This is a genomic window from Leclercia sp. W6 (assembly GCF_003336345.1).
Taxonomy (GTDB): Bacteria; Pseudomonadota; Gammaproteobacteria; order Enterobacterales; family Enterobacteriaceae; genus Enterobacter.
Window position 1 is genome coordinate 4,383,216 of the sequence record NZ_CP031104.1, and the last position, 23,360, is coordinate 4,406,575.

Below are 23,360 nucleotides of genomic sequence, written 5' to 3' on the forward strand. Positions count from 1 at the left end.
GTGTTAAAACCTTTTAAGGCTTTTTTAGGGAACCTTTTCCCCATAAGAAAAGCTAAATCACACTGTTAATGCTTGATTAAGCATAGAGGTATTTAGGTTCAAAAATGTGAGCTAAAAAATTTACTGGCCGCAAATGCGGCCATGTCTATCAAAAAAGAATTTTTTTATCTCTTTTATATAATGTTCTCAAATCTGCGCATGTATTAAATATCTCTGTAATACGATTATCGCTATGAGGTAATTCTCGTTGTAAAAAATCCACATTGTCCTGATGGTATTTTTCAGTCGTGACTGAGCGCCTTAATTGTATAAATAAATGTTTAGGATAGTTAGGTCCACCATAGTCCTTGATTTCCAAGGCTAACGTGGTAATTTCCTTGACTTTTCTTCTTAGTTTTTTTAATTCTAATAACTCGCTATCGTCGTTAGCACTCATCCAAAAAATCAAGGCAGAATCTTCTAATTCGGTAAGTGCCTTTTTAAGATCTCCCGCCCAAGTATTTCTAGCATTTTTCCGCAGAACAACCCAAGCAACGAACATGGTTATACCCCAACCAACTACTGTAATGCTCCAAGTGATATATAGAGCACAAGATATTCCATTTTCAGCAGTCATAATTGCCCCGTTATTTTAATTTCAAATATTCATCATATATATATTCTTTTATTTCATCTGCTAGCTCAGGCTCTTCGTCTGTTTTTATCTTTAACGATTTAAGTAATTCGTAAGGAACGCCTTCGCGTATTAACCCACCAAAGCCTTCTTCTAAGAAAGAAGATCCGTACCCTGGCGTGCCATCTAAATCAATCATGATGGTTATGTTATTGTTTTTTTTGTAATCAAGTCCATATGTATCTTTGAGGATTTTAAGCATATAACTTTTAAATTCCTCTCCAGACTGGGGCCCAAGACGTTTGAATCTTGGGCCAGGATAGGGAAAACGCTCAGATATTTTTACAATTTTCATTTGTTAACTCTCCTACTCATCTGCCGTTAACGGGATAGCCCATTCAACAATTGTACCACAAACACTTGATTTTTGATCTTTTCTGAAATCATCAAGTTTTTTGTTATTTCTAAAATATCTATAATAGCCTTTATTACTATATATAGTTAGATTGACCTGCCCCCACGATTAGATACAACACTCAGTTAGTAACGTCGGAATCTTCATTCTCAGAATGACCCTTTCTCCAGCCCGCTGCAAATTCAGACGGTGTCTGATAATTCAGCGTGGAGTGCGGGCGGCATTCGTTATAATCCTGCCGCCAGTCATTAATAATTTTCCTAGCATGAACGATATCGCTGAACCAGTGCTCATTCAAACATTCATCGCGAAATCGTCCGTTAAAGCTCTCAATAAATCCGTTCTGCGTTGGCTTGCCCGGCTGGATTAAGCGCAACTCAACACCATGCTCAAAGGCCCATTGATCCAGTGCACGGCAAGTGAACTCCGGCCCCTGGTCAGTTCTTATCGTCGCCGGATAGCCTCGAAACAGTGCAATGCTGTCCAGAATACGCGTGACCTGAACGCCTGAAATCCCAAAGGCAACAGTGACCGTCAGGCATTCCTTTGTGAAATCATCGACGCAGGTAAGACACTTGATCCTGCGACCGGTGGAAAGTGCGTCCATGACGAAATCCATCGACCAGGTCAGATTGGGCGCCGCCGGACGGAGCAGCGGCAGACGTTCTGTTGCCAGCCCTTTACGACGTCTTCTGCGTTTTACGCCCAGGCCACTGAGGTGATAAAGCCGGTACACGCGCTTATGATTAACATGAAGCCCTTCACGGCGCAGCAACTGCCAAATACGACGGTAGCCAAAACGCCTGCGCTCCAGTGCCAGCTCAGTGATGCGCCCTGATAAATGCGCATCAGCAGCCGGACGGTGAGCCTCATAGCGGCAGGTCGACAGGGATAAACCTGTAAGCCTGCAGGCACGACGTTGCGACAGACCGGTCGCATCACACATCAACATCACGGCTTCCCGCTTCTGGTCTGTCGTCAGTACTTTCGCCCAAGAGCCACCTGAAGCGCCTCTTTATCCAGCATGGCTTCGGCAAGCAGCTTCTTGAGTCTGGCGTTCTCTTCCTCAAGCGACTTCAGGCGCTTAACTTCAGGCACCTCCATACCGCCATACTTCTTACGCCAGGTGTAAAACGTGGCATCGGAAATGGCATGCTTGCGGCAGAGTTCACGGGCGGGTACCCCAGCTTCGGCTTCGCGGAGAATACTGATGATCTGTTCGTCGGAAAAACGCTTCTTCATGGGGATGTCCTCATGTGGCTTATGAAGACATTACTAACATCGGGGTGTACTAATCAACGGGGAGCAGGTCACACTTATCTGCTGCGGATTTAACCAATTCATACCCTCTTTTAACTTGTTTACGAATTTCTCGCGTTATCAGAGCTAAAAAAGGCATATATATTGTTTTATCATGAGCACCGAAAGTGCTTTCGTCGCCATAAATTGCCTGATTTTCCCTCACTTCCGAGGCGAAATCGTCATGTATCTCATACGCGACCTCTGTAGCAGGAAGCTTAATTTCTAATGGTTGCCGATAAAGAACTTCACGAACCAAACGGCAGATTAGGCTTAAGCGAAATTTTGCTCGGTTTTTTGAGGCAAGCCCACCTCGGCTGCCAGCTTCAGCGAAAAACCTAAAATGAGAATTCTTGTTTTTGAGCGGATCATGAGCATCGCTCCTCATAGAAGTCCTGTTTAGGTAGTCATGACCTACATAATCTCCTAATAACAAATCATAGGCGTTATGACGCTGGAGGGATAGGGAGTCAGAATCAACCAGAACAAAATGGTCAAAAGACATTGAGTTTCCTCGATTATTCATTGATAGCCATAGATAGAATTTGGCTAAGTTCATAGGGTTATCAAGAGGGCATCTATAACGATGTTAGAATCGTTACCTGACCCATTACCTGACCCAAATTCGACGCAAAGAAAAAGGAGTCAGACGATTTCTCATCTAACTCCTTGTTTTATTTGGTGGCCCCTGCTGGGCTTGAACCAGCGACCAAGCGATTATGAGTCCGAACCGTATTTCATTAAAAACAATGATTTACAGTAAATTCAAGCGCATAGGATTTCGTATATTGTCGAAAAGTATTGCATAGTGCTGCGCTGTGCTGCCATTTTGCTGCCACCAATTAGGTTTAAGGGGTTAAGTTGAACCGCTTCTGTTAGATGGTCGGGGGCAAAGTGAGCATACCGCATTGTAACTTTAATATCCGTATGTCCAAGGATGCGTTGTAAGACCAGAATATTGCCGCCGCCCATCATGAAATGGCTGGCAAAAGTATGTCGTAGAACGTGCGACAGCTGGCCGTCTGGTAACTCTATTCCCGCGCGCTTTATCGCGCTCCTGAATGCAGAATAACATCCGGTAAAGAGTGGCTTTGAGGTTCGGCTTTTGGGTAGCAATTCGTAAAGCTCATCACTGATTGGAACTGCACGGTTTTTCTTACCTTTCGTTTTGATAAAGGTTATTTTGCCGGGGCTTATCTGCTTGCCGGTTAAGCTTTCAGCCTCTCCCCATCTTGCGCCGGTCGCAAGGCAGATTTTGACAATCGTGGTTAAATCACCTGCTTTGCTTTTCTCGCATTCCTCAAGCAAGCGCGTCGCTTCCTCAACCGTAAGCCAAGCTAGCTCAACTTCTGCAATCTTAAACTCTCTGACGTTTTCGAGAGGGTTTGGTGCTGTCCAATCATCAAGTCTTTTCAGCTCATTGAACATAGCCCGAAAGTAAGCCAGTTCAAGGTTTACCGTGCGAGGAGTTACGGACTTAACGCGATCCGAGCGGGTTATTTTCCCGCTTAAACGCTGCTCTCTATACGTTGAGAATAATTTTGCGTTGAATTCAGTTGCGAGGGGATCGCCCATAGCGAGACAGGCAAACTCCATTGCGCCTTTACGCTTCTCGCCATCAGCGAGTGTTACACCATGTGCGTTATACCAAGCTGTAACCAAATCACGAACGCGGCGTTTATCTGTTTTCTCACCCAGCCATGGCTTATCTTGGGCTTGTTCCTTTACATGACGCTCGAATGCCAGGGCCTCTCCCTTAGTGGCAAACTGTCGCCGGATGCGTTTACCATCGCGCCCGTTTGGGAATACCTGGGCTTGCCATTTACCGTTAGGTAATTTTGATACGGCCATATCAAATTTGCTCAGTTCGGGTAAGGGCTTTACCTATAACCTTTACGTCCTGTGCCATGCACTCAAATGAATGTTTACCATTTTCAACTTTGATACGTCCCCCCGGCAGGCGGTAAAGCTCACGAATCATTGCCACGCCATCCATTTCTATCAACCAGAAACCATCAACAAGCTCTCCAGCAAACTCATCAACTATCCAAAACAGACCTTCTGTTGCTATTAGCTGCGGGGAAGAAGCATCAGCAGGAATCATGTCTGAGGCAATGAATACCTGTTTTTGAGATTTCACAATCCCATTTTGGATGTTTAGGTAATCAATTTGTGTTGATAAGGGCTGTTTGATTTCCATTGCGGGCTTTTCTTTTATCTCAGGCTGAGCCGGTGCTTCCCCGTGTCCATAGACAAGCCATTCAAGAGAGGCGCCCGTTTCCATTGCACAAATCAACACCCAATCTGCAGGGAAGTTACCACGTGAAACCCTATTGGCCATGGTGCTCTGTGAAATGTTCAGGTGGCGGCAAAGTGCTTGTCTCGATGTGAAACCGTAAGCAATGCAAATCCGCTCTATAGGGTCTTTCCCCCCAACAGGTAGCTCTAGGCTTTTACGATTCGTAAAATCTTTTTGTTGACCGTTCCAATTTTGGATCATAGTATTTACGCATAGTGAGTTGTTGAATAGTGTTAAACAGTGCCGAATAGTGAGTTTGGCGCTCCAACTGAGGAATAGTGCATCATGAAACGACAATTATCAATGCGTCCCAGCATCAACCTCGTGGTGTCGGAACCGTACATCACTCTCGATGAGTTCTGCCGCCGCACTGGTTACAAGCTTAGCTATGCCCGCCAGATGGTCCGTGAGGGCCGCCTTCCTATCCGCAAAAAAGAAGGTGCGAACAGCCTGGTAGAAGTGAACATGTTCGCGTTGACGATGGAAGCCGCCCAGGGCTGCGAAATCGCAATGCAAGCCTGATAGTTCCATTTTGGGATAGAAAAGGACTCACAGCATGTTTGATTATCGCGTTTCCAAACATCCTCACTTTGATGAAGCTTGCCGCGTTTTCGCACTGCGTCACAACATGGCGAAGCTGGCAGACCGCGCAGGAATAAAGGTCCAGACGCTGCGCAACAAGCTTAACCCTGAGCAGCCCCATCAGCTCACGCCGCCGGAAATCTGGTTACTGACGGATATCACTGAGGACTCCACGCTGGTTGATGGTTTCTTGGCTCAAATTCATTGCCTGCCGTGCGTTCCTACGAACGAAGTGGCAAAAGAAAAACTTCCGCATTACGTCATGAGCGCGACAGCTGAAATTGGTCGTGTGGCTGCAGGTGCTGTTTCCGGTGAAGTAGGGACTACAGCTGGCCGCCGTGATGTGATCAGCAGCATCAACTCTGTCACCCGCCTTATGGCGTTGGCTGCGATCTCCATGCAGGCACGTCTGCAGGCTAACCCAGCTATGGCTAGCACTATTGATACGGTTACAGGTATCAGTGCGACTTTCGGGTTTATGTGAGGTGGTCATGCTGAAAAATGAACCTTCTTTTGCCTCGCTGCTGAAAAAGCAAAGTCCGGCAATGCACTACGGCCACGGCTGGATTGCAGGAGATAACGGCAAGCGCTGGCACCCATGCCGCGATCAGTCCGAATTATTAAACGGGCTGAAAACAAAAACGGCGAAGCCGTTAGCTTTTTTAATTATTCGCATTTTTCGCTTGGTTATGAAAGGAGTGAAACATGTCTCGTAATGACCTGAGAATTATTCTAGGCGTAATCATCCCAAATATGGCTGATGGTTTTGAAATTAAAACCCGTGACGGTGCTGTTTTGCGTGTCGATCCTGAATGGGATTGCTGCAAGGCATTTAAAGAAGGGTTGCAGACTGAAATCATTAACCAGCTTAAAAGTATGCCGGTCCCTGTTTCTGGATATATCTAAGTAATTAATCCGTTTTTTATGGCGTAAACCCGCCGGGCATTTTTTTGCCCGAATTCTGAGGAAATAAATATGAAAAATACCAAAACCCACTCAACGAAAACAGGCCCAGACGATGCTGGCCTGTTCGCTTTATTGAATGAAACGCGCCTGGATGAGCGCCGTTGCCGCGCTGATGCAATGGCGGCTCGTCTGGATAGTCTGGCCGTGCGCATCGTTTCCCGTCAGTTGAGCCATATCGAGGCGGCCGAACTGCTTCGTGTTGAAGCGGTACGCATCCAGAACGAAGCGCAGGAGCTGCATTAATGGCTGATTCAATGGACCTCGCCCAGTTGCGCGAACAGGAAGATCGTGAGCGCCATATCAACAATGCCCGCGCCAAAGCGCCGGGCGTTTCCCGTGTTCTCTGTGCGGAGTGTGATGCTCCGATCCCGCCAGCTCGCCGCCGCGCTATTCCGGGCGTGCAGTGCTGTGTGACCTGTCAGGAAATCGCAGAGCTAAAAAGCAAACATTACAACGGAGGTGCGTTATGACCACGCGCGTTCACCAGGTAAAAATCGCTCCGGCTTATTTCAATGCCGTTGTTACGGGCGAAAAACGTGCAGAGCTTAGGAAGGATGACCGGGGCTATAAAGTCGGTGACGTTCTTTCTTTGTGCGAATGGGACCACGACGGCAAATATACCGGCAGAGAATGCGCCGCGATTATTACCCATATTCTGCCAGTAAATGACGTTCTTCCTATGCCGGGAAACTGGATTCCGGGTAGTTGGGTGATGCTTTCAATTCGCCCGTTCACAACCGTAGAGGCGCTGGTTCACTTATTCACAGGGAGTCTCAAATGAGCACTATCCTGAAATGGGCGGGAAACAAAACCGCCATCATGTCCGAACTGAAAAAACACCTCCCAGCTGGCCCGCGATTGGTTGAACCTTTCGCGGGTTCCTGTGCTGTGATGATGGCAACAGACTATCCTCATTATCTTGTCGCGGATATTAACCCTGATTTAATAAATCTATATCGGGATATAGCAACAGACGCATCTGCTTTTATTGAGCGGGCCAAACATCTGTTTAAAATCTTTAATAGTGAAGATGGTTATTATGATAGCCGTGATTCATTCAATAACGATAAAGAACCTGAATGGCGCGCGCCGCTTTTTTTATTCTTAAATCGTCACTGTTACCGAGGGCTTTGCCGTTATAACAAAAAGGGGGAGTTTAACGTCCCATATGGTAATTATAAAAAACCTTATTTCCCGGAAAGCGAAATCCGCGCTTTTGCAGAGAAAGCCATTCGTGCAACGTTCATTTGTGCCAGCTATAACGAAACGTTGGGTTTATTGGTGCCTGGCGATGTTGTTTATTGCGATCCGCCTTATGACGAAACATTTAATGACTATCACACGGAGGGTTTCACCGAATGTGACCAGTATCGTCTGGCCTCAATTCTTGAGCGTCGGTCATCAGAAGGTTATCAGGTGGTGGTTTCGAACAGCAGCACGTTGCTGACTCGTTCTCTTTATCGTGATTTTAAGCACCACAAAATCACAGCTCCGCGCAACATGGGAGTTAAGGGAGGTGCAGGAAAGTCTGCGCCAGAAATTATCGCTGTATCGAAGCCGTCCAGAAATGTCTGATACAGTTTTCCCCTACGCATGGAATGCCCCGCGTCCTGCAATTGGCGGTTTTAAGCAAGCCGATGCGGCGCCAGGGATCATGTATCTGACGCCGGACGGCAATCGCAAGCATTTGTCGATTGCGGAACTGGCAGAAGCGGATGAAGCACCAGATCGGGGCCGGGCGGTTCGTCGTCGCCTGGCTTCGCTGCCTCATTTTGTCCGCCGTATGTATGCTCAAAAGCTTGAACAGGTAGACCGTAAAGGCAAACAAGCGGCTGATGCCTGGCTTATCAATACCTTTGAGCGATTCGTTCTGAGTCGTATAGATCAGGTCAATGAGCAGTATCTGCCGCAGGGGGTGATGCCTGCGGCTTTGTTGCCTTTGCGTGAACAATTCTGGCGCCTGCTTTGGGCTGGAAAAAAAGAGCTGAAACGGCTGGCGCATAATCTTGCTGACCTGTTGGGTAGCGAGTTTAACCGCGAGTTTGATTTCCAGATGGCCCGCACGTCCGATCCTCATTTCGCCACCCTGTCAGGTTATGGCCGCATGGGGTTTCTTGCCAATCACCTTAAAACACCGGTTCCGTGCTGGACGGCCTACTGCAAAGAAGAGCTGGAGGCGGAAGACGCACTGAAAGCAGTGGCCCGCCTGCAGTCTCCGCAGTGGTGGCTTAATCGTCTGCGCCGTATGCATGCTCGCTGGCGTGAGCATCTGATGGTTGCCGCCGGGTATGTACACAAAAAATCCGCACCGTACTGCAGTGATCCATGCTTGCAGGAATGGACGGCGCAAAAGAAAGCCAACCGCGAATTTCTGAAAGCGATGGAGCTGGAAGATGAGGACACCGGAGAGCGCGTATCGCTGATTGATAAAGTGGCCGGCAGCGTTGCCAACCCAGCTAACCGTCGTCGTGAGCTGATGGCGCGCATGCGTGGGTTCGAAGATTTAGCGAATGAGGCCGGGCTGGCCGGGGCGTTCTTCACGCTTACCGCTCCATCCAGATATCACTCAATGCAGTACGACGGGCGCCGGAACAACAAATACAGCGGCGCGTCACCGCGTGAAACGCAGAAATATCTTTGCAAAGTATGGGCGCGCACGCGTGCGGCCTGGCTGCGCAATGGTATTCGCGTGTTTGGCTTTCGCGTTGTTGAGCCTCACCACGACGAAACCCCGCATTGGCACCTCCTGCTTTTCATGCTCCCGGAGCATATCGAACCGGCAACAGCAATCTTTCGCAAGCACGCCATGCGTGAGGATGGGAATGAGCCTGGCGCCGCTGAAAACCGTTTCGAAATGAAACCCATCGAGAAAGAGAAGGGCAGCGCAACGGGCTATATCGCCAAATACATTTCAAAAAATATTGATGGCTATCAGCTTGATGACGATCTGGATGATGAAACCGGCAAGCCTCTGAAAGAAATGGCCCGCCGCGTAAGTGCTTGGGCGTCTCGCTGGGCGATCCGTCAGTTCCAGCAAATAGGCGGCGCACCGGTAACTGTGTGGCGTGAATTACGTCGCCTCGGTGATCGTGAGCTGGTCCTGCACCCCGAAATTGAGCCAGTGCGTCAGGCCGCCGACAGCAGTGCTTGGGATTTGTACGTGAGTGCACAGGGTGGCCCGCTGGTTCCCCGTGATCTCCTGCGCGTGCGCCTCAGCTATGAAGTCACCGAAAACGGCAACCTTTACGGGGATGACGTCTCCAAAATTTCCGGCGTTTACTCCCCGAGCCGTGGGCCGGAATCGCTGATTCATACGCGCACTACCAAATACAAAATTGTGCCGAAACGTCAGGCCGACGGCGTTTCAGGTTTTGACCTTGATTTTTCAGGCGGCCCCGCCGCCCCTCGGAGTTCTGTCAATAACTGTACGCGGGAGCCGCGGGAGGTTGAAAAATGCGCCGATCCTGGCGGCACGGTCATGAATGACTGTGCCAGCTGGGCGGATATTGGCTCTTTATCCCGAAAAGAAAAACGGGTGATAGCGCAGCGGCTGAGCGAAGCGGCAAGGGTAACTAACAAGCGCATAAAAGTGAGGCCAAAGACCAGCTCCATGACAGAGCAGGAAAAGCAAATTATTGAGCTGCTGGCTCTGCGTGGAGTGGATGCCAGCGCCGGAATGGTCCGTTCGTTGATTTCCGGCGCGGTGGTTGCCTTTGGCGATCAGGTGTTAACGGTTGATGAAGGGCGCCTTACTGTCCGTAACCGTACTGCGGCAGGTGTTCAGCGTCTGCCGTCCCAGATTGTGGAGATTAAACAGCAGGCGGATGAACTTTTGAACCGAATGAAGCGTGCATTTACAGCGCGGAAATAGCCCGTGATCAACATGGTCAGGTCTGACGGTGTGGTACCGAATTGAGCGCTTCACCGTCAGAAATGACAGTACTGGCCATTCATCGAGTAACGTCATTTTCGACTGTGCTGCAGGTGAATTAAAACGAAATCATGAGTTGAGGAAAACAGAAATGACCTATCTGGGAAGCAAGGCCGCAAGCGGTGTTTTTCAAAAGATTATTGCGGAAATGCCGCCGCATGATACCTACATTGAGACGCACCTGGGCGGTGGCGCTGTCATGTTACGTAAGCCACCGGCCCGCCGCAATTGGGGCATTGATATTGATCCCCTGACGGTTGAGGCGTTCTGCCAGGGTAATGCTGATTTCCTTGATACCGTGGGCGATAGCCTTTTTATCGATGTTGCCGATGCGGTGCAATTTTTAAGGGGCTTCGATTTTGCCTCCGCCGGTCGTGTGCTGATTTACGCAGACCCCCCCTATTTGCATGAAACGCGCACAAGTGCCGCGCGTTATCGCAATGAATATACCGTTGCCGATCATGAGCGGTTGCTGGCCTGCCTTAAAAGCCTGCCAAAAAATGCCAGTGTGATTTTGTCCGGCTATCCATCAGCGCTTTATGACGAACTATTAACGGGCTGGCGCCAGAAAGAATTTCAGGCCATGACGCGTGGCGGTGTGCGCACTGAGAAAATCTGGATGAATTACCCGGAGGGGAGAGCCTACTCGCACACTTTTGCGGGTAAGGATTACAACGACAGGGAGCGCATCAAACGTAAGGCGAAGCGCTGGCGCGAAAAGTTCGCAGCTTTGCCCCCCGCTGAGCGACTGGCAATAATGACGGCGCTGAGCGAAGTTAATGATTAGCCTCAGCAAACAGACTCATCTGATTGATTGACAGAAAGTATTTTACAACCTCAATATCATCCTATACTGTATATATAAACAGTGGATATATATACAGCGCGTCAATATCCCTTCCTGGGGATATTGGCTGGTTTATCCCGTAGTGAGGATAGGAGGGAAAATGCAGGACTATCTTTTGGAGTCGTTGAAGCTCCAGCGTATTGATTTCTTTATCAAGCTTGTAGCGGCTAGTGATTGCAGCGAAGAAGAGAAACGGCTTGCAATTCAGTGGGTGTCGGAATTGACAGACGAACTGATGGCAAAAATTCGTAACCACGAATACAGCCGGACGATGGACGTTATCAATTAAAAGGGGGTCTCTATGCGCATTGAAATAATGATCGATAAAGAGCAAAAGATAAGCCAGACTACACTGGAGGCCCTTGAATCCGAACTGTACCGAAATTTGCGCCCTCTTTATCCAAAAACGGCAATCCGCATACGTAAGGGAAGCGCTAATGGCCTGGAGCTGAGCGGCTTAAAACTGGACGAAGATAAGAAGCAAGTAATGGAGATTTTGCAGCAGGTTTGGGAAGACGACAGCTGGCTGCATTAAGGAACGTTGCTGGCGTCAGGGCCTGAGTCTGACGTCAGCAAGGTTTAACAACGAGCAGGGCGAGGCGTTAGCCAATGGCTAGTGAGGCATTAATCAACAATAGAGTGGAAATGGCTTCAAGTTTTAAATACTAACTTAGGAGAGAGAAATCTAAAGAGTATTTAGCAGTGGATTTTTCTGCTTTATACCATTTAACATGCGACCATTCTTTTCCTGAAAGTAAAGAACGTATTTCTTCTTTGCTTTCTTCGCTTGTTCTCAAGCCAAAAGCGATAGAGTTTATTGCTTTTGGTTCAAATTTTAATGCCCCGGATTCTAACTTTATAAGGCGTCGCTCACGCTCATATTTCCAGCCGGAATATTTGGTTCCTAAGATTGAGTGGATTATATCACCAGCAATCTTTTGTAAGCTATTTTCGCTTGGATGGCTTTCAAAGAATTCAAGTCTATCAATAATACCTTGATAAGGGTAGTTGCTTTGATATTTAATGTTTATGGCATGTATTCTTGAGCCTTCACCTCTTAATTCCTTTTCTTTAAACCCAATGCAGAACCCTCTATGTTCATCAGCATAATGAGACCACATTAATTGGTTCTTACGTGCTCGGCTTAAAGCACAAACACCATATGTGCTAATTGACTCTTTTAGGGCTTTCTGAAATTTCAACTTCAAATTCAGCGGTAGTTCTTTCCGGGCCCATACTGCAGCTAAAACATCAGGAAAGGAGGTTTCAGCTTCGAAGGGGTCATTAAACGTATTCGCAGTGGCGAACCATAATTCACGCTCGCGAAGAACACGTAATCCATCATCTTTGCAGTTTCGATATTTAAATAAAACTCTATTGTTTGCCATGCTATTCATTTTGATTTAGCACCCTTTTCAAACTGAATGAATGTACTTTCTCATGTCTAAAGATCTATACTCAAGTAACTTCAAGATGCAGGATGTGAGCACATAAACAAGTTAGTGCAACTGGGTTCTGGGTTCATGCTCCTGCAACTTGAAGTATGATGGGTATAAATGTTCAGGGCTTACATTCATAAATCACCCCATCTTCATAGTCATTGTTACCAGTTTTTCTTGTGACAAATATTTCCGCGTCTCTGTCTCTTAGCGTCAGAAAAAGCACGCGACTTTCCTTCTGCCTCTCTTCTTGTTGAGTAGAAAACAAGGTTTTCAAATTCCCAGATTCTATTTTTGACTCCACCTTCGTAAAAATGGCGCTGTCAAACTCGAGCAATCCTTTATTTGACGGGCTGCTGAAAACATACGCCACTCTTACCGTGCCATCCTTTCGGCTGACACACTCCAGCTTTGGTGGTTGTGCTGCGGCAGAAAATGACAGAAAAAGTATTACTGAAAAAATTTTTTTGAATATCATATATGCGGCCTAAAAAATACAGTTGTTGGAATTCAATCATCCAGCATCTTGAAGTTACTTGGGTATAGTACGGCATTTATACACCAAATGTGCAGCGATGGCACTATTCCAGTATAACAATCCTTCTATAACCAATTTTAAAGAGGTCCAAAAAGTAAACACAACATTGATTGCTTTAAATGCTTGGACGTAAGGCGTTTTTTGTTTTGGAGAGTACTGCATGTCTATGCTGCATGAATTTGCATGATCGTTTAAGGATCGTTCTAGTCGAGGCCCACCAGTTCTGGCGGGCTTTTGCTTATATCGTGCAGGTGCATGAAAACCACTGCGTAAAGCAGGCAGGCGTGGCGGGGCTACGAGCGCGCGGTTTTGGTGTTAATCGTGGTTTTGGCGCCTCAATGTTTGGCGGGCATGGTCATTTTTTGGGGGCTGGTCGTGCGCGCCTGCGCCGTGGTGAGGCGCTGCGTTTAATCGTGAGGCGTCATGTGAGTGAAGGGCAAGAGCGCGCAGCGAGGCGCTGAGACGCTCTGGTGGTGTGAGTGTATGTAAGGGAATAAAAAACCGCCCGGAGAAGGGCGGTTGTTATCAAAGGTTGACCAGCTGAGCGTCAGTCTTCATCGGTCAGGTATGGATTAAAGCGTATCACTTCATCACCCAGCCACTCGTTAACTTCTGTAATGCGGCCCTGCAATGGTGTCAGCTCGTTGCGTACGAAAACGCGCGCCGCTTTTTCAACATCGCCGAACCCGCCGGTATTCGTTGGTATAATCCCCATCAGCTGCGGCGGCACGCGGTGAGCTGCCAGCATGTCATCACGGCTCACATTCTTGATGTTTAAAAACTCATCTTTCGCGGCGACCTCTGACAGTGGGATGATCTGAATGCCGTCTTTCTTGCCGTTCGGGCTGTACATAAACAGGTTGCGGAAGTTGCCCGGTCCTTTCGATTTTTTAAGTGCTTCGCGTATGTTGTCCACGTCTTTCTGATCGGCGGCGGGGTCGCTCATGTACATGATGAAACCAGCATGGCTACCGTTGAGGTAATACTTACGGCGAAACAGCGTGGCCGATTCATTCAGCAGGGCGGAAGGAATGGCGGAGAGGTATTCCGGCATTCCGTAAAGCTCCTGGTTAACGTCAGGTTCCATCAGATGGAACACGCTTCCCTCATCGAACTGATAGGGCTGTGAGTTGTGACCATACTGCGCAAACCAGTATGTGTCCGGGTCGATGCCACGGCGGGTATATTTGGCAAGCGAGGCGCGCAACTCCATGATCTGGCCTAACCGATTTAATCGTTTTTCAAGGTAGGCGTTACCAAATACCAGAAAGTCCTGGGCGAACCGGGAAAAGGCTTGTTTAGACAGCCAGCGGTGAGGGATGAAGGTACTGGTAAGAATATTGCGTTTTACCTGAATGGCGCTGGAGTGATGCACGGCGGCGCGGTAAGTTCGCGCCAGGCCATCCATGCTGATCGGTGGTTCGTACCAGCGGTCCACCTGCACGCACTCCAGGTAATCAAACAACTCCCGGCGGTCCATGACGGGGATCGGATCGCCAAACGTAAACGCCTCCGCATGTGCATTACTGACCATATTGGTCGTATCGGCGGCGGTCTTGCCGCGCGGTGCCTTGCTGCGTTTTTTGCGGTTAGCCATTAAAAAATCTCCACGATGTTGCTGGTACTGGCGGAAGCTCCTGCCAGTGGTTCGTTATAAAGTGCGTGCATGGTTGCCCAGGCTAAATCCGCGTGGCTGGCTTCCTCTGTGCGGGCTGCTTCGTAGGTTGGCCGGTTACCGCTGGCGGTGGTTGAGCGGCGAATGGACATAAAGGACTGCGCGATATCCAGCATCCCCGCGTCAAACTCCAGACGGCGGCCGCTGATGATGTCGTAGGCTTTAAGCACCAGGGCATTTTTAACGGTCGGGTTGTAGACAAACTCACGCGCGGCAGGGAAGAACTGCTTAACCGTTTTGTAAACGCCATCGCCAACGCCGGTCGAGTCAATGCCGATGTAGGTCACGTTGTAGCGTCTGGTTATTTCCTCAATCGCTGAGGCCTGGGCGCGAAAGTCCATCCCGCGCCACTGGTGACGCTCAAGGATGCGGAATTTACCGCCGGGGACGACGGGAGGCGCAATGACAACGCAACCGGCGCTGTCACCGTTCTGCGTTCCTTTTGCCGGGTCATAGCCGATCCAGACCGGGTGGTATGCAAACGGACGCAGTAAAAGCGGTTCGAAATCGTCCCACACATCCCAGCTGTCAACCATGCAGGACTGCAGCAACGCCAGCGGGAACACGGACGCTAGGTCGTCAACAAACTGACACATCAGCAGGTTGTTGTATTCGTCCGGGCTGTACTCCAGGCGCAGCTGGTCCAGGTCGAAAAGGTTACAACCGCCGTTTACTGCGTCTTCGATGGTGACTATCTGGCGGTACTGGCCGTCAGGACATAAAACGCCGTGCGCCAGGCTACTGTGAGAAAGGTCAAATTCTACCCTGTCGGCTTTCGGGCGCCCTTTATTGAATAGGGCACCAGACCAGAACGGGTAGGCGCTGTGCGTCAGGCTGGAAGGTGTTGAGAAATAGGTCTGGCGCCATTTTTTGTGCAGCGCCATACCGGAGGCCACCTTGCGCAGCTCCTGGAATTTCGGTATCCAGAAATACTCATCAAGATACAGATTGCCGTGATAGCTCTGCGCGGTACGGGCATTTGTACCGAGGAAGTAAAGACACGCGCCGTTAGGCAGCACCATCGGATCGCCTTTCAGTTCAACGTCCACCTCTTTTGCGAAGTCGATGATGTACTGTTTAAAAACGTGCGCCTGCGCTTTACTCGCTGACAGAAATATTTGATTTCGCCCCGTGGTGAGCGCGTCTATCAACGCTTCGCGGGCGAAATAGTAGGTTGCACCGATCTGGCGTGACTTTAAGAGGTTGCGAATACGGTGCTTGATGCCAGCGTCCCACCAGTGGCGCTGGTACTCGAACATACCGGCGCGGAAAATCTCTTCCAGCTTTTCGATCTGCTCGTCGGTAAACAGGTTTTTTTCCGGCGGCTTGCGCGGACCTTTATTGCGGTTCGCCACGTTCGGATTCAGGTCTGCTTCATTCCCGCCATTGTTAAATTTGCCGATTCTGGCCTGTCGTTCGGACTGACGCGCCAGCAGGTCAATTTCTTTAAAGTCCTTTCCTTCCTTCTGCTCCTTCATGACGAGCTGGCAGTAACGTGCGGCGGTGGTGAGCTGCATCTGATCCAGTGGGCCATATTCGCCCCACTTATCGCGTTTTTTCCAGCTGTGAACGGTTGCAACTTTTTCGCCCAGCATTTCAGCAATGCGGGCTACGCGGTATCCCTGAAAGTACATCAGCATTGCCTGACGACGGGGATCGAGGTCTGCGGGGGTCAGTGTTGTCATGGCACAAACATACGGCCTCAAATCAGCACTTTCCCCGGCTTCGCATTGTGTGGGAGTTCGCACAAGCCCAACGCGTTGTTTACACGCGCCCATCACCGCAAACATAAGGCTCTGAACGTGTTACGAACTAACTAACCGGAGCCGGACCGATGGCAAAAAAATCTAAGCGTTTTCGCATTGGGGTCGAAGGGGCCACCACTGACGGGCGCGTTATTGAGCGTGAATGGCTCACCCAGATGGCAGCGAGCTATAACCCGCAGGTATACACCGCGCTGATCAATATGGAACACATCAAGGGCTTCACCCCTGATGGGCCTTTCCGTCGTTTTGGCATGGTGGAAAAGCTTGAAGCGGAAGAAATCACCGAGGGGGCATTGTCCGGGAAAATGGCGCTGTATGGCTGGATTGCCCCGACTGACGATTTGGTCACGATGACAAGCAACTGGCAGAAGCTTTTCACCTCAATGGAAGTTAACACCAGTTTTGCCGATACCGGCTCCGCTTATCTGGTTGGCCTGGCGATTACTGACGATCCGGCAAGCCTCGGCACTGAAATGCTGCAGTTCAGCGCCAGCGCAGAACATAACCCCCTGGCGCGCCGCAAGCTGGACAAAGAAAACCTGTTTACCGCTGCTGTTGAAACACTGATCGAGTTTGAGGACGTGCCGGAAAAAACCAGCCTGTTTACCCTCGTAAAAGAGCTGCTGTCCCGCAAAGGCGCCGATGATAACGCCCGCTTTGCTGATGTGAATCAGGCTGTTGAAACCATCGCGCGTGAGCATCAGACGCTGGCGGAGCAGGTCAGCACCTATCAAATCGATTTCAGCAACAAGCTGAGCGATTTGCAAAAGGTTGTTGATGAGACAACCAGCGCACTCTCCACCCTGCGTGAGCAGCTTTCCACTCAGGACAGCCGCAGCGAGCGCCGCCCTAATGCGACCGGTAATAACGGCGCAGAACAAACCACCGATTGCTGACGGAGCAAAAGCACAATGAAAAAAGAGACTCGCTTTAAATTTAACGGCTATCTGACGCAGCTCGCCAAACTCAACGGCGTATCTGTGAGCGATATCGCCTCGAAATATACGGCTGAGCCGTCAGTGGCGCAGACGCTGGAAACGAAAATACAGGAGTCGTCCTCGTTCCTGCAGAAAATCAACATTGTCCCGGTTGATGAGCAGTCCGGCGAGCGTCTGGGGCTGGGTATTGGTTCCAGTATTGCCGGAAATACTGATACCACCCAGAAAGACCGTGAACCCGTTGATCCGACTTACATCGACGGTGAAGGGTACAAGTGTACCCAGACTAACTCTGATACGGCGTTGCCTTACGCGAAGCTGGATTTATGGGCTAAATTCCAGGACTTTCAGACGCGCATCCGTGACGCCATCATTACCCGCCAGGCGCTTGACCGCATCATGATCGGCTTCAACGGCGTGAAGCGTGAGAAAACGTCAGACCGCAAGACCTATCCGCTGTTGCAGGATGTGAATATCGGCTGGCTGGAAAAAATCCGCCAGGAGAAGCCCATTCAGGTTATGGACAAAATCGTGTCCGAAGGCGAGGTGATTTCTCAGACTATCCGTGTCGGCAAAGGCGGCGATTTCCTGAATCTGGACGCGCTGGTTATGGGCGCCGTGAATGAGAAAATTGCGCCGTGGTATCAGGAAGACACGGAGCTTGTTGTAATCGTCGGGCGCCAGTTACTGGCGGATAAATATTTCCCGATAATCAACCGTGACCAGCCAAACAGCGAAGCGCTGGCGGCAGATCTGATCATCAGCCAGAAGCGTATCGGCAACCTCCCGGCCGTTCGCGCGCCTTTCTTCCCGGCGAATGCCATGCTGATCACCCGTCTGGATAACCTGTCTATTTACTGGCAGGCCGGTACCCGTCGTCGTTCAGTTATCGACAATCCGAAGCGTGACCGCGTGGAGAACTACGAATCCGTTAACGAGGCGTATGTTGTTGAAGATTACGACGGCGCTTGCCTGGTTGAGAACATCGAGTTGTTACCAGAGCAGGCAGACGGCAATCCGGGCGCTGCGCTTACGGCTGAAAATATTCAGACCATCGTTGCTGCAGCAGTGCAGGGCGCGCTTGATGCTCAGAATGCGGGCGGCACTGGCGCCGGGGCGTGATAAATGAATCCGTTCCGTGCTCACACTCAGTATGTACAGGCACAGGATGCCGCCCGGCAGGGCGGCAGTCATGCCAGTATGACGGGTTACAACCAGATGCTGTTACAGCTGACTGAACACCGCAGGCGCCTTAAAACCGTCCAGTCAAATGAGCGCAAGGCTCAGCTCAAACGTGAGTTTCTTCCCGCTTATGCCTCATGGATTGCAGGTTTACTGGATGCTGACGCGTCAGGCCAGGACGACGTGGCGATGTACGTCATGATCTGGCGCATTGATGCCGGAGACTATACCGGCGCGCTGGACATTGCCCGCCATGCCATTAAACACGGCTGGGTCCTGCCGCAGCGATTCAACCGGACCTGCGGGACCGCAGTTGCGGAAGAGTTTGCCGACGCGGCAATGCGTGCTTTTTCGGCGGGTGAATCATTCAGTGCCGCCATTCTTACCCAGGTGCTCGATATCGTTGAGAGTCAGGATATGCCGGATCAGTCCCGCGCCCGACTCCATAAGGCAATGGGCTATGCGCTGCGGGATAACGATCAGGCAGTGGCAGCACTTAACCATCTGAAGCGTGCCCTGCAACTGGATAACAGTTCTGGCGTCAAAACCGAAATCAACAAGCTTGAAAGCCGATTGCGACAGGCAATGTCGGCTTAACGAATCGTGCCAACGCGCGGGGCGGCACGGGGTGGCGACAGGCTTCATGCCGCGTCAAAACCCCGTCCACCGCCCAACTATTTGGGAGTGCCAGAAATATGCAATTCGTTTCGCCGGAACAGGCCGGGGAAAGTACCCAGGACGTTATTAAAAACACCAGTTTCTGGCCTGATGTCAGGGTTTCAGAGTTCCGCCGTGATATGCGCATGGATGGGAGTGTCACCGATCCACGCCTGCGTCTGGCGTTGCTGACAGCGATTGCTGAAGTTAACGCCGATCTTTATGAGTTCCGCGAGAAACAACGGGCGCAGGGGTATGCAAGCCTGGCCGACGTCCCTGCTGATGTGATCGACGGCGAAAGCCAGCGGCTCATGCTGTATCGCCGTGCGGTGTTTTGCTGGGCAAAAGCAAACCTGGTTGAGCGCTATCGCGATTTTGACGCAACCGGCGACGGAAGCAAGAAAGCCGAAGATATCGAAACAACCTTAGGCGAGCTGTGGCGCGATGTGCGCTGGGCGGAGTCCCGCCTGCGCGATATGCCACATATGACGGTGGAGCTGATTTGATGAAAGTGCGTGCGCATCAGTATGACACGGTGGACGCACTCTGCTGGCGCCATTACGGGCGCACGCAGGGAGTCACTGAACAGGTGCTGCAGGCGAATCCGGGGCTGGCTGAGTATGGCCCCTTTTTACCGCACGGGCTGCAGGTGGAGCTGCCTGACATTACGGCGTCAACCACTGCGCAGACTGTCCAGTTATGGGACTGAACTATGACGCTTGAACGAATCAGCGCCTTTATGACTTACTGCGTTGCCCTGCTTCTGGCATGGCTCGGCGATTTGTCTCTTAAAGATGTATCGACCATTACCGGTCTTGCGCTGGGGATTATTACTGCAGCGGTGACCTGTTATTTACGCTGGAAAGCCTACCAGCTGCTGCGGGACGGCAGAATATCCAGGGGGGAATATGAGTCCTTCAATCGTTAAGCGTTGCATGGTCGGCGCGGTGCTGGCGATTGCCGCCACTCTGCCGGGCTTTCAGTCGCTTCATACCTCTGTTGAGGGGCTGAAACTGATTGCTGATTTCGAAGGGTGCCGCCTGCAGCCATACCAGTGCAGCGCCGGGGTCTGGACTGACGGGATCGGCAATACGTCCGGGGTTGTGCCGGGCAAAACCATAACGGAGCGACAGGCCGCGAAGGGGCTGATTAATAACGTGTTGCTGACGGAAAAAAGGATTGAAGCCTGCCTTCAGGTTAAGCCACCTCAGCATGTTTACGATGCCTTGATCAGCATCGGTTTCAATGTCGGAACGGGGGCAATCTGCCGGTCAACATTGGTTTCTTATATCAATCGCCAGCAATGGTGGCAGGCGTGCAACCAGTTCCCCCGCTGGGTTTATGTAAATGGTCAACGGAATAAAGGGCTGGAAAACCGGCGCGCCCGTGAGCTTGCCTGGTGTCTTAAAGGGGCAGGGGCATGACGCGCGCGCTGGCGGTGATCCTGGCTCTGGTGCTGGCACTGCTGGGCTGGCAGTCATGGCGGCTTAACAATGCCGGTCACACCATCGGGACGCAGGCAGAGGCGCTTAAAAAGAACAAGCAGGAGCTGGCGAAGAAAAATAGCCAGCTCATCAGCCTGTCCATTCTTACCGAAACCAACAGCCGGGCGCAGATGCATCTATATGCAGCAGCGGAGCAGACTTCCGCGTTGTTGCGGAGTCGCCAGCGCCGGATCGAGGAGCTAAAACGTGAAAACGAGGATTTACGCCGCTGGGCTGACACTCCTTTGCCTGCTGACATTATCCGGCTGCGGGACCGCCCGGCCCTCGCCGGAGGTGCAGCTTACCGTGAGTGGTTGTCCAAAAGTGACGCAGTGCCGCCTGGACAGGTCAGCGCCGCGCAGTAATGGGGATCTGAATCAGGTGCTGGATGAGACTGAGGCCGCTTGGGCGGCATGTGCCGACAAAGTGGACACAATCATTGCGTGTCAGGAGCGAGACAGTGAACAAGCCGCAGTCCTTACGCAACGCCCTGAATAAATCTGTGGCGTATGTCCGTGACAACCCGGACAAACTGCACCTTTTTGTTGATAACGGTTCGCTGGTTGCAACTGGCGCCCGTTCAATGTCATGGGAATACCGCTACACCCTGAACGTGGTGATTGAAGATTTTAGCGGTAATCAGAATTTAGTGATGGCGCCCGTGCTGCTCTGGTTAATGACCAATCAACCGGACGCTATCAACAACCCGGAGCTGCGCGAAAAACTTTTTACCTTTGACGTCGATATCCTGAGCAACGATCTGTGTGATATCAGCCTCAATCTGCAACTCACGGAGCGCGTGATTGTCAGCACAGACGGCACCGTATCGAGCGTTGAAGCGGTGCCGGAACCCGACGTACCCGAAGAAATGTGGACGGTGAAGCGTGGATGACCTGCAGAGGGTGGATGACTGGCTGGCGGCCCTGCTGGCGAATCTGGAACCGGCAGCCCGCAACCGTATGATGCGACAACTGGCGCAGGAGCTGCGCCAGTCGCAACAGCAAAATATCAGGCTGCAGCGCAATCCAGACGGCACCACCTTTGAGCCGCGCCGGGTGACGGCCAGAAGTAAAAAGGGGCGCATCAAGCGCCAGATGTTCGCCAAATTGCGCACCACTAAATACCTGAAAACCGCAGCCACTGCGGACTCTGCCAGCGTGCAGTTTGATGGGAAAGTCCAGCGCATCGCCCGTGTTCACCATTATGGTCTGCGTGATCGAGTCAGACGCAACGGCCCGGAGGCACGGTACCCAGCACGCCGTCTTTTGGGCGTAAATGATGAACTGGAAACAGCCACCCGTGACATGCTTTTGCGTTGGCTGTCTGGGTGACGTTATCTCCAATTCGGTTTGGCCTGTGAGTATTAATGCGAGCCGTTGGTTATAATTTGACCTGGCTCACCAAAGCTATCTCTTGCCTCATTAATCAAATCTTCCCAAGGCCATTTAATAGTTATATATTTTCTATAAATCAATATTGTTCTATCTATTGCCGTTACTTCATCAGTTGCATCATTGTATGATAGAACCAATCCTCTATCGTCACTATCAACTTGCAACTCTTCAATTTTTTGTAGGACAGTGCGTAAATTTCCTTTTAAAATTCTACTTTGTCTTTTGGATGCTATTTTGAAAATTGTGTCTAATTCGAGGCCTTGGATAAGTTCATCATCAGATGAGTCCATAATTACAGCCATGGCATGAGCATAAATACCAGTTGTCTCTGTTCTACGTCTTATTCCTGATGAAATGTCTTTTGCGAATTTATGATAGCGTGAATTTAATTGTTCAGCATATTTCATCGCTGCATCAATAAATTTTTCCCGGTTATCAATAATTGTTAAATTTTGACACTCTTCTTCAATATCAGTTTCATCAAGGATATTTAAAGCTAATTGTTGTAGAATTCCAACGTTACCATAGCAATCATCCAATATGCATCTGGTTATATGGTCTGAAAACTTTACATTCAAAGTATTCGAGCCGCTTTCAATAACTTGTTCCAAATCTTTTCTTGACCATGAGATGGGTATTTCTTCTATGCGAGAGGATAGGTCTGTATTCAAGAAGATAAGGAGGTTTGTTTTGGTCCAAACTCCAATTATCACAAAAAAGCATCTGTAGTCCCATAATGCTTTTAAATCGTAAGCGAAAGTTTGTCTTTCGTGTGTTTTTAAATAATGAAAATCTTCAATGACCACTTTCCTACCTGATTCATTTATTATCTCAGCAATAAATCTTAGGTCATTAATGTCTTGGCCTACGTTACCTTTTTTTATAACCTCTTCTTCAGAGGTTTCGAGGCCAAGTTTAACTTTTAATTTTGCCAAAAGACCAATGCCACCTTCGGCTGAGCCTTCCATGACACCTTTTATAGTGTCTTTTTCTGTTCTTTCTAATATAAGGTTGATGCCAAGTTGAGAAAGAATATCAATATAAATATCTAAGACTGTGGTTTTCAATCGACACTGAACTACAATTGCATCTGGAATATTTCTTTGCCTTAACCATGATTTGCCGCACTTAGATTCTCCCCTAAGCGCAAGATGAATTGGTCTGCGTAATTTCTTACTGATTTCCCTATCCAAGTTCCCTCTGTCTACATACGAATCAGCAAGAATTGTTGGCGAAATCCCAAAAACTTCGTGTGTCTGTTTTTTCATGTTTAACCCCAATATCCGTTTTGTACTATGTATCACACAATCCTTTCCGAAGGAAAGCTGCATTCTT

At 49.8% G+C, this 23,360-nt stretch carries 35 protein-coding genes; 24 read left to right on the top strand and 11 right to left on the bottom strand.

The window, feature by feature from the left end:
- Positions 1 to 148: 148 nt before the first annotated feature.
- From DVA43_RS21520 to DVA43_RS21545, 6 genes are all read right to left on the bottom strand, one after another.
- The gene (locus DVA43_RS21520) at positions 149 to 616 is read right to left on the bottom strand and encodes a hypothetical protein (protein WP_114316684.1); all 468 of its coding nucleotides are present in this window, start codon (positions 614 to 616) and stop codon (positions 149 to 151) included.
- Positions 617 to 626: 10 nt separating this feature from the next.
- Entirely contained in the window at positions 627 to 968 is a 342-nt protein-coding gene (locus DVA43_RS21525; protein WP_063159978.1) for an STAS-like domain-containing protein, read from the bottom strand.
- A 181-nt stretch (positions 969 to 1,149) separates the two neighbouring features.
- Positions 1,150 to 2,270 (bottom strand): IS3-like element ISSen4 family transposase gene (locus DVA43_RS21530; RefSeq protein WP_087451024.1). Its coding sequence is split into 2 segments (ribosomal slippage): positions 1,150 to 2,012 and positions 2,012 to 2,270, totalling 1,122 coding nucleotides; the frame shifts between segments, so codons are not numbered across the junction.
- Between the two features lie 49 nt (positions 2,271 to 2,319).
- Entirely contained in the window at positions 2,320 to 2,832 is a 513-nt protein-coding gene (locus DVA43_RS21535) for a hypothetical protein (RefSeq protein WP_114316686.1), read from the bottom strand.
- A gap of 260 nt (positions 2,833 to 3,092) precedes the next feature.
- Positions 3,093 to 4,178 (bottom strand): tyrosine-type recombinase/integrase, encoded by a 1,086-nt coding sequence (locus DVA43_RS21540; protein WP_047367100.1) that lies wholly within the window; start codon positions 4,176 to 4,178, stop codon positions 3,093 to 3,095.
- Position 4,179: 1 nt separating this feature from the next.
- Complete coding sequence (locus DVA43_RS21545; protein WP_114316688.1) at positions 4,180 to 4,827, bottom strand: phage repressor protein CI; 648 nt, start codon at positions 4,825 to 4,827, stop codon at positions 4,180 to 4,182.
- An 84-nt stretch (positions 4,828 to 4,911) separates the two neighbouring features.
- Between DVA43_RS21545 and DVA43_RS21550 the strand changes: the two genes are divergently transcribed.
- The 12 genes from DVA43_RS21550 to DVA43_RS21605 all read left to right on the top strand — a co-directional run bounded on the left by DVA43_RS21550 (position 4,912) and on the right by DVA43_RS21605 (position 11,487).
- Positions 4,912 to 5,148 carry a hypothetical protein gene (locus tag DVA43_RS21550; protein ID WP_047367102.1) on the top strand — a complete coding sequence of 79 codons (237 nt, stop codon included), beginning with the start codon at positions 4,912 to 4,914 and terminating at the stop codon, positions 5,146 to 5,148.
- Between the two features lie 34 nt (positions 5,149 to 5,182).
- A complete protein-coding gene (locus tag DVA43_RS21555) occupies positions 5,183 to 5,692 on the top strand; it encodes a phage regulatory CII family protein (RefSeq protein WP_032665766.1) in 510 nt (169 codons plus the stop codon).
- A 7-nt stretch (positions 5,693 to 5,699) separates the two neighbouring features.
- Positions 5,700 to 5,924, top strand: a complete 225-nt coding sequence (locus DVA43_RS21560; RefSeq protein WP_032665767.1) for a phage filamentation protein Fil family protein — start codon at positions 5,700 to 5,702, stop codon at positions 5,922 to 5,924.
- Positions 5,914 to 6,114: a hypothetical protein gene (locus DVA43_RS21565; protein WP_032665768.1), complete on the top strand. Its 201-nt coding sequence runs from the start codon at positions 5,914 to 5,916 to the stop codon at positions 6,112 to 6,114. The genes DVA43_RS21560 and DVA43_RS21565 overlap by 11 nt, the downstream gene beginning before the upstream one ends.
- 69 nt (positions 6,115 to 6,183) lie before the next feature.
- Complete coding sequence (locus tag DVA43_RS21570) at positions 6,184 to 6,417, top strand: DUF2732 family protein (protein ID WP_017382389.1); 234 nt, start codon at positions 6,184 to 6,186, stop codon at positions 6,415 to 6,417.
- Entirely contained in the window at positions 6,417 to 6,644 is a 228-nt protein-coding gene (locus DVA43_RS21575) for a TraR/DksA family transcriptional regulator (RefSeq protein WP_047367103.1), read from the top strand. The genes DVA43_RS21570 and DVA43_RS21575 overlap by 1 nt, the downstream gene beginning before the upstream one ends.
- Positions 6,641 to 6,955 carry a DUF3850 domain-containing protein gene (locus DVA43_RS21580; RefSeq protein ID WP_017441500.1) on the top strand — a complete coding sequence of 105 codons (315 nt, stop codon included), beginning with the start codon at positions 6,641 to 6,643 and terminating at the stop codon, positions 6,953 to 6,955. Before DVA43_RS21575 ends, DVA43_RS21580 begins: the two co-directional genes overlap by 4 nt.
- Positions 6,952 to 7,749 carry a DNA adenine methylase gene (locus DVA43_RS21585; protein ID WP_114316690.1) on the top strand — a complete coding sequence of 266 codons (798 nt, stop codon included), beginning with the start codon at positions 6,952 to 6,954 and terminating at the stop codon, positions 7,747 to 7,749. The genes DVA43_RS21580 and DVA43_RS21585 overlap by 4 nt, the downstream gene beginning before the upstream one ends.
- Positions 7,742 to 10,045, top strand: a complete 2,304-nt coding sequence (locus DVA43_RS21590; protein WP_114316692.1) for a replication endonuclease — start codon at positions 7,742 to 7,744, stop codon at positions 10,043 to 10,045. The genes DVA43_RS21585 and DVA43_RS21590 overlap by 8 nt, the downstream gene beginning before the upstream one ends.
- 151 nt (positions 10,046 to 10,196) lie before the next feature.
- The gene (locus DVA43_RS21595) at positions 10,197 to 10,892 is read left to right on the top strand and encodes a DNA adenine methylase (RefSeq protein ID WP_114316694.1); all 696 of its coding nucleotides are present in this window, start codon (positions 10,197 to 10,199) and stop codon (positions 10,890 to 10,892) included.
- A 160-nt stretch (positions 10,893 to 11,052) separates the two neighbouring features.
- Positions 11,053 to 11,241 carry a hypothetical protein gene (locus DVA43_RS21600; protein WP_114316695.1) on the top strand — a complete coding sequence of 63 codons (189 nt, stop codon included), beginning with the start codon at positions 11,053 to 11,055 and terminating at the stop codon, positions 11,239 to 11,241.
- A gap of 12 nt (positions 11,242 to 11,253) precedes the next feature.
- Positions 11,254 to 11,487, top strand: a complete 234-nt coding sequence (locus DVA43_RS21605) for a DinI family protein (RefSeq protein WP_114316697.1) — start codon at positions 11,254 to 11,256, stop codon at positions 11,485 to 11,487.
- A gap of 130 nt (positions 11,488 to 11,617) precedes the next feature.
- Here DVA43_RS21605 and DVA43_RS21610 read toward each other — a convergent pair whose 3' ends face one another.
- Together DVA43_RS21610 and DVA43_RS21615 are read right to left on the bottom strand one after the other, a co-directional pair.
- A complete protein-coding gene (locus tag DVA43_RS21610) occupies positions 11,618 to 12,340 on the bottom strand; it encodes a DUF2971 domain-containing protein (RefSeq protein WP_168194675.1) in 723 nt (240 codons plus the stop codon).
- A 172-nt stretch (positions 12,341 to 12,512) separates the two neighbouring features.
- Positions 12,513 to 12,869, bottom strand: coding sequence for a hypothetical protein (locus DVA43_RS21615; protein WP_147271044.1), 357 nt, complete (start codon positions 12,867 to 12,869; stop codon positions 12,513 to 12,515).
- Positions 12,870 to 13,048: 179 nt separating this feature from the next.
- Here DVA43_RS21615 and DVA43_RS21620 point away from each other — a divergent pair, with 179 nt between their 5' ends.
- The gene (locus DVA43_RS21620; RefSeq protein WP_114316702.1) at positions 13,049 to 13,390 is read left to right on the top strand and encodes a hypothetical protein; all 342 of its coding nucleotides are present in this window, start codon (positions 13,049 to 13,051) and stop codon (positions 13,388 to 13,390) included.
- Between the two features lie 86 nt (positions 13,391 to 13,476).
- On the opposite strand, the gene DVA43_RS21625 is transcribed toward DVA43_RS21620, so the two are convergent.
- Both DVA43_RS21625 and DVA43_RS21630 read right to left on the bottom strand, forming a co-directional pair.
- Positions 13,477 to 14,463 carry a phage portal protein gene (locus DVA43_RS21625; RefSeq protein WP_246842319.1) on the bottom strand — a complete coding sequence of 329 codons (987 nt, stop codon included), beginning with the start codon at positions 14,461 to 14,463 and terminating at the stop codon, positions 13,477 to 13,479.
- Positions 14,464 to 14,525: 62 nt separating this feature from the next.
- Entirely contained in the window at positions 14,526 to 16,289 is a 1,764-nt protein-coding gene (locus tag DVA43_RS21630) for a terminase ATPase subunit family protein (protein ID WP_017382378.1), read from the bottom strand.
- 149 nt (positions 16,290 to 16,438) lie between these two features.
- Here DVA43_RS21630 and DVA43_RS21635 point away from each other — a divergent pair, with 149 nt between their 5' ends.
- From DVA43_RS21635 to DVA43_RS21685, 11 genes are all read left to right on the top strand, one after another.
- Positions 16,439 to 17,266, top strand: coding sequence for a GPO family capsid scaffolding protein (locus tag DVA43_RS21635; RefSeq protein ID WP_114316706.1), 828 nt, complete (start codon positions 16,439 to 16,441; stop codon positions 17,264 to 17,266).
- Between the two features lie 15 nt (positions 17,267 to 17,281).
- Positions 17,282 to 18,430: a phage major capsid protein, P2 family gene (locus DVA43_RS21640; protein WP_114316707.1), complete on the top strand. Its 1,149-nt coding sequence runs from the start codon at positions 17,282 to 17,284 to the stop codon at positions 18,428 to 18,430.
- A 3-nt stretch (positions 18,431 to 18,433) separates the two neighbouring features.
- The gene (gpM, locus tag DVA43_RS21645; RefSeq protein ID WP_063928831.1) at positions 18,434 to 19,087 is read left to right on the top strand and encodes a phage terminase small subunit; all 654 of its coding nucleotides are present in this window, start codon (positions 18,434 to 18,436) and stop codon (positions 19,085 to 19,087) included.
- A 98-nt stretch (positions 19,088 to 19,185) separates the two neighbouring features.
- A complete protein-coding gene (locus tag DVA43_RS21650; protein WP_014884903.1) occupies positions 19,186 to 19,653 on the top strand; it encodes a head completion/stabilization protein in 468 nt (155 codons plus the stop codon).
- On the top strand, positions 19,653 to 19,856 hold the full coding sequence (locus tag DVA43_RS21655; RefSeq protein ID WP_000868184.1) for a tail protein X: 204 nt from the start codon (positions 19,653 to 19,655) through the stop codon (positions 19,854 to 19,856). The genes DVA43_RS21650 and DVA43_RS21655 overlap by 1 nt, the downstream gene beginning before the upstream one ends.
- Positions 19,857 to 19,859: 3 nt before the next feature.
- Complete coding sequence (locus DVA43_RS21660; RefSeq protein WP_114316708.1) at positions 19,860 to 20,075, top strand: hypothetical protein; 216 nt, start codon at positions 19,860 to 19,862, stop codon at positions 20,073 to 20,075.
- Positions 20,056 to 20,571, top strand: a complete 516-nt coding sequence (locus DVA43_RS21665; protein ID WP_114316710.1) for a lysozyme — start codon at positions 20,056 to 20,058, stop codon at positions 20,569 to 20,571. Before DVA43_RS21660 ends, DVA43_RS21665 begins: the two co-directional genes overlap by 20 nt.
- Positions 20,568 to 20,996: an Rz-like lysis system protein LysB gene (gene lysB, locus DVA43_RS21670; protein WP_114316712.1), complete on the top strand. Its 429-nt coding sequence runs from the start codon at positions 20,568 to 20,570 to the stop codon at positions 20,994 to 20,996. Before DVA43_RS21665 ends, lysB begins: the two co-directional genes overlap by 4 nt.
- Complete coding sequence (gene lysC, locus DVA43_RS25200) at positions 20,881 to 21,129, top strand: Rz1-like lysis system protein LysC (protein ID WP_227743268.1); 249 nt, start codon at positions 20,881 to 20,883, stop codon at positions 21,127 to 21,129. Before lysB ends, lysC begins: the two co-directional genes overlap by 116 nt.
- Positions 21,092 to 21,523 (top strand): phage tail protein, encoded by a 432-nt coding sequence (locus DVA43_RS21680; RefSeq protein ID WP_014884898.1) that lies wholly within the window; start codon positions 21,092 to 21,094, stop codon positions 21,521 to 21,523. Before lysC ends, DVA43_RS21680 begins: the two co-directional genes overlap by 38 nt.
- A complete protein-coding gene (locus tag DVA43_RS21685; protein ID WP_114316714.1) occupies positions 21,516 to 21,962 on the top strand; it encodes a phage virion morphogenesis protein in 447 nt (148 codons plus the stop codon). Before DVA43_RS21680 ends, DVA43_RS21685 begins: the two co-directional genes overlap by 8 nt.
- A gap of 32 nt (positions 21,963 to 21,994) precedes the next feature.
- Here DVA43_RS21685 and DVA43_RS21690 read toward each other — a convergent pair whose 3' ends face one another.
- Positions 21,995 to 23,293, bottom strand: coding sequence for a hypothetical protein (locus DVA43_RS21690; protein ID WP_114316716.1), 1,299 nt, complete (start codon positions 23,291 to 23,293; stop codon positions 21,995 to 21,997).
- Between the last annotated feature and the right edge of the window lie 67 nt (positions 23,294 to 23,360).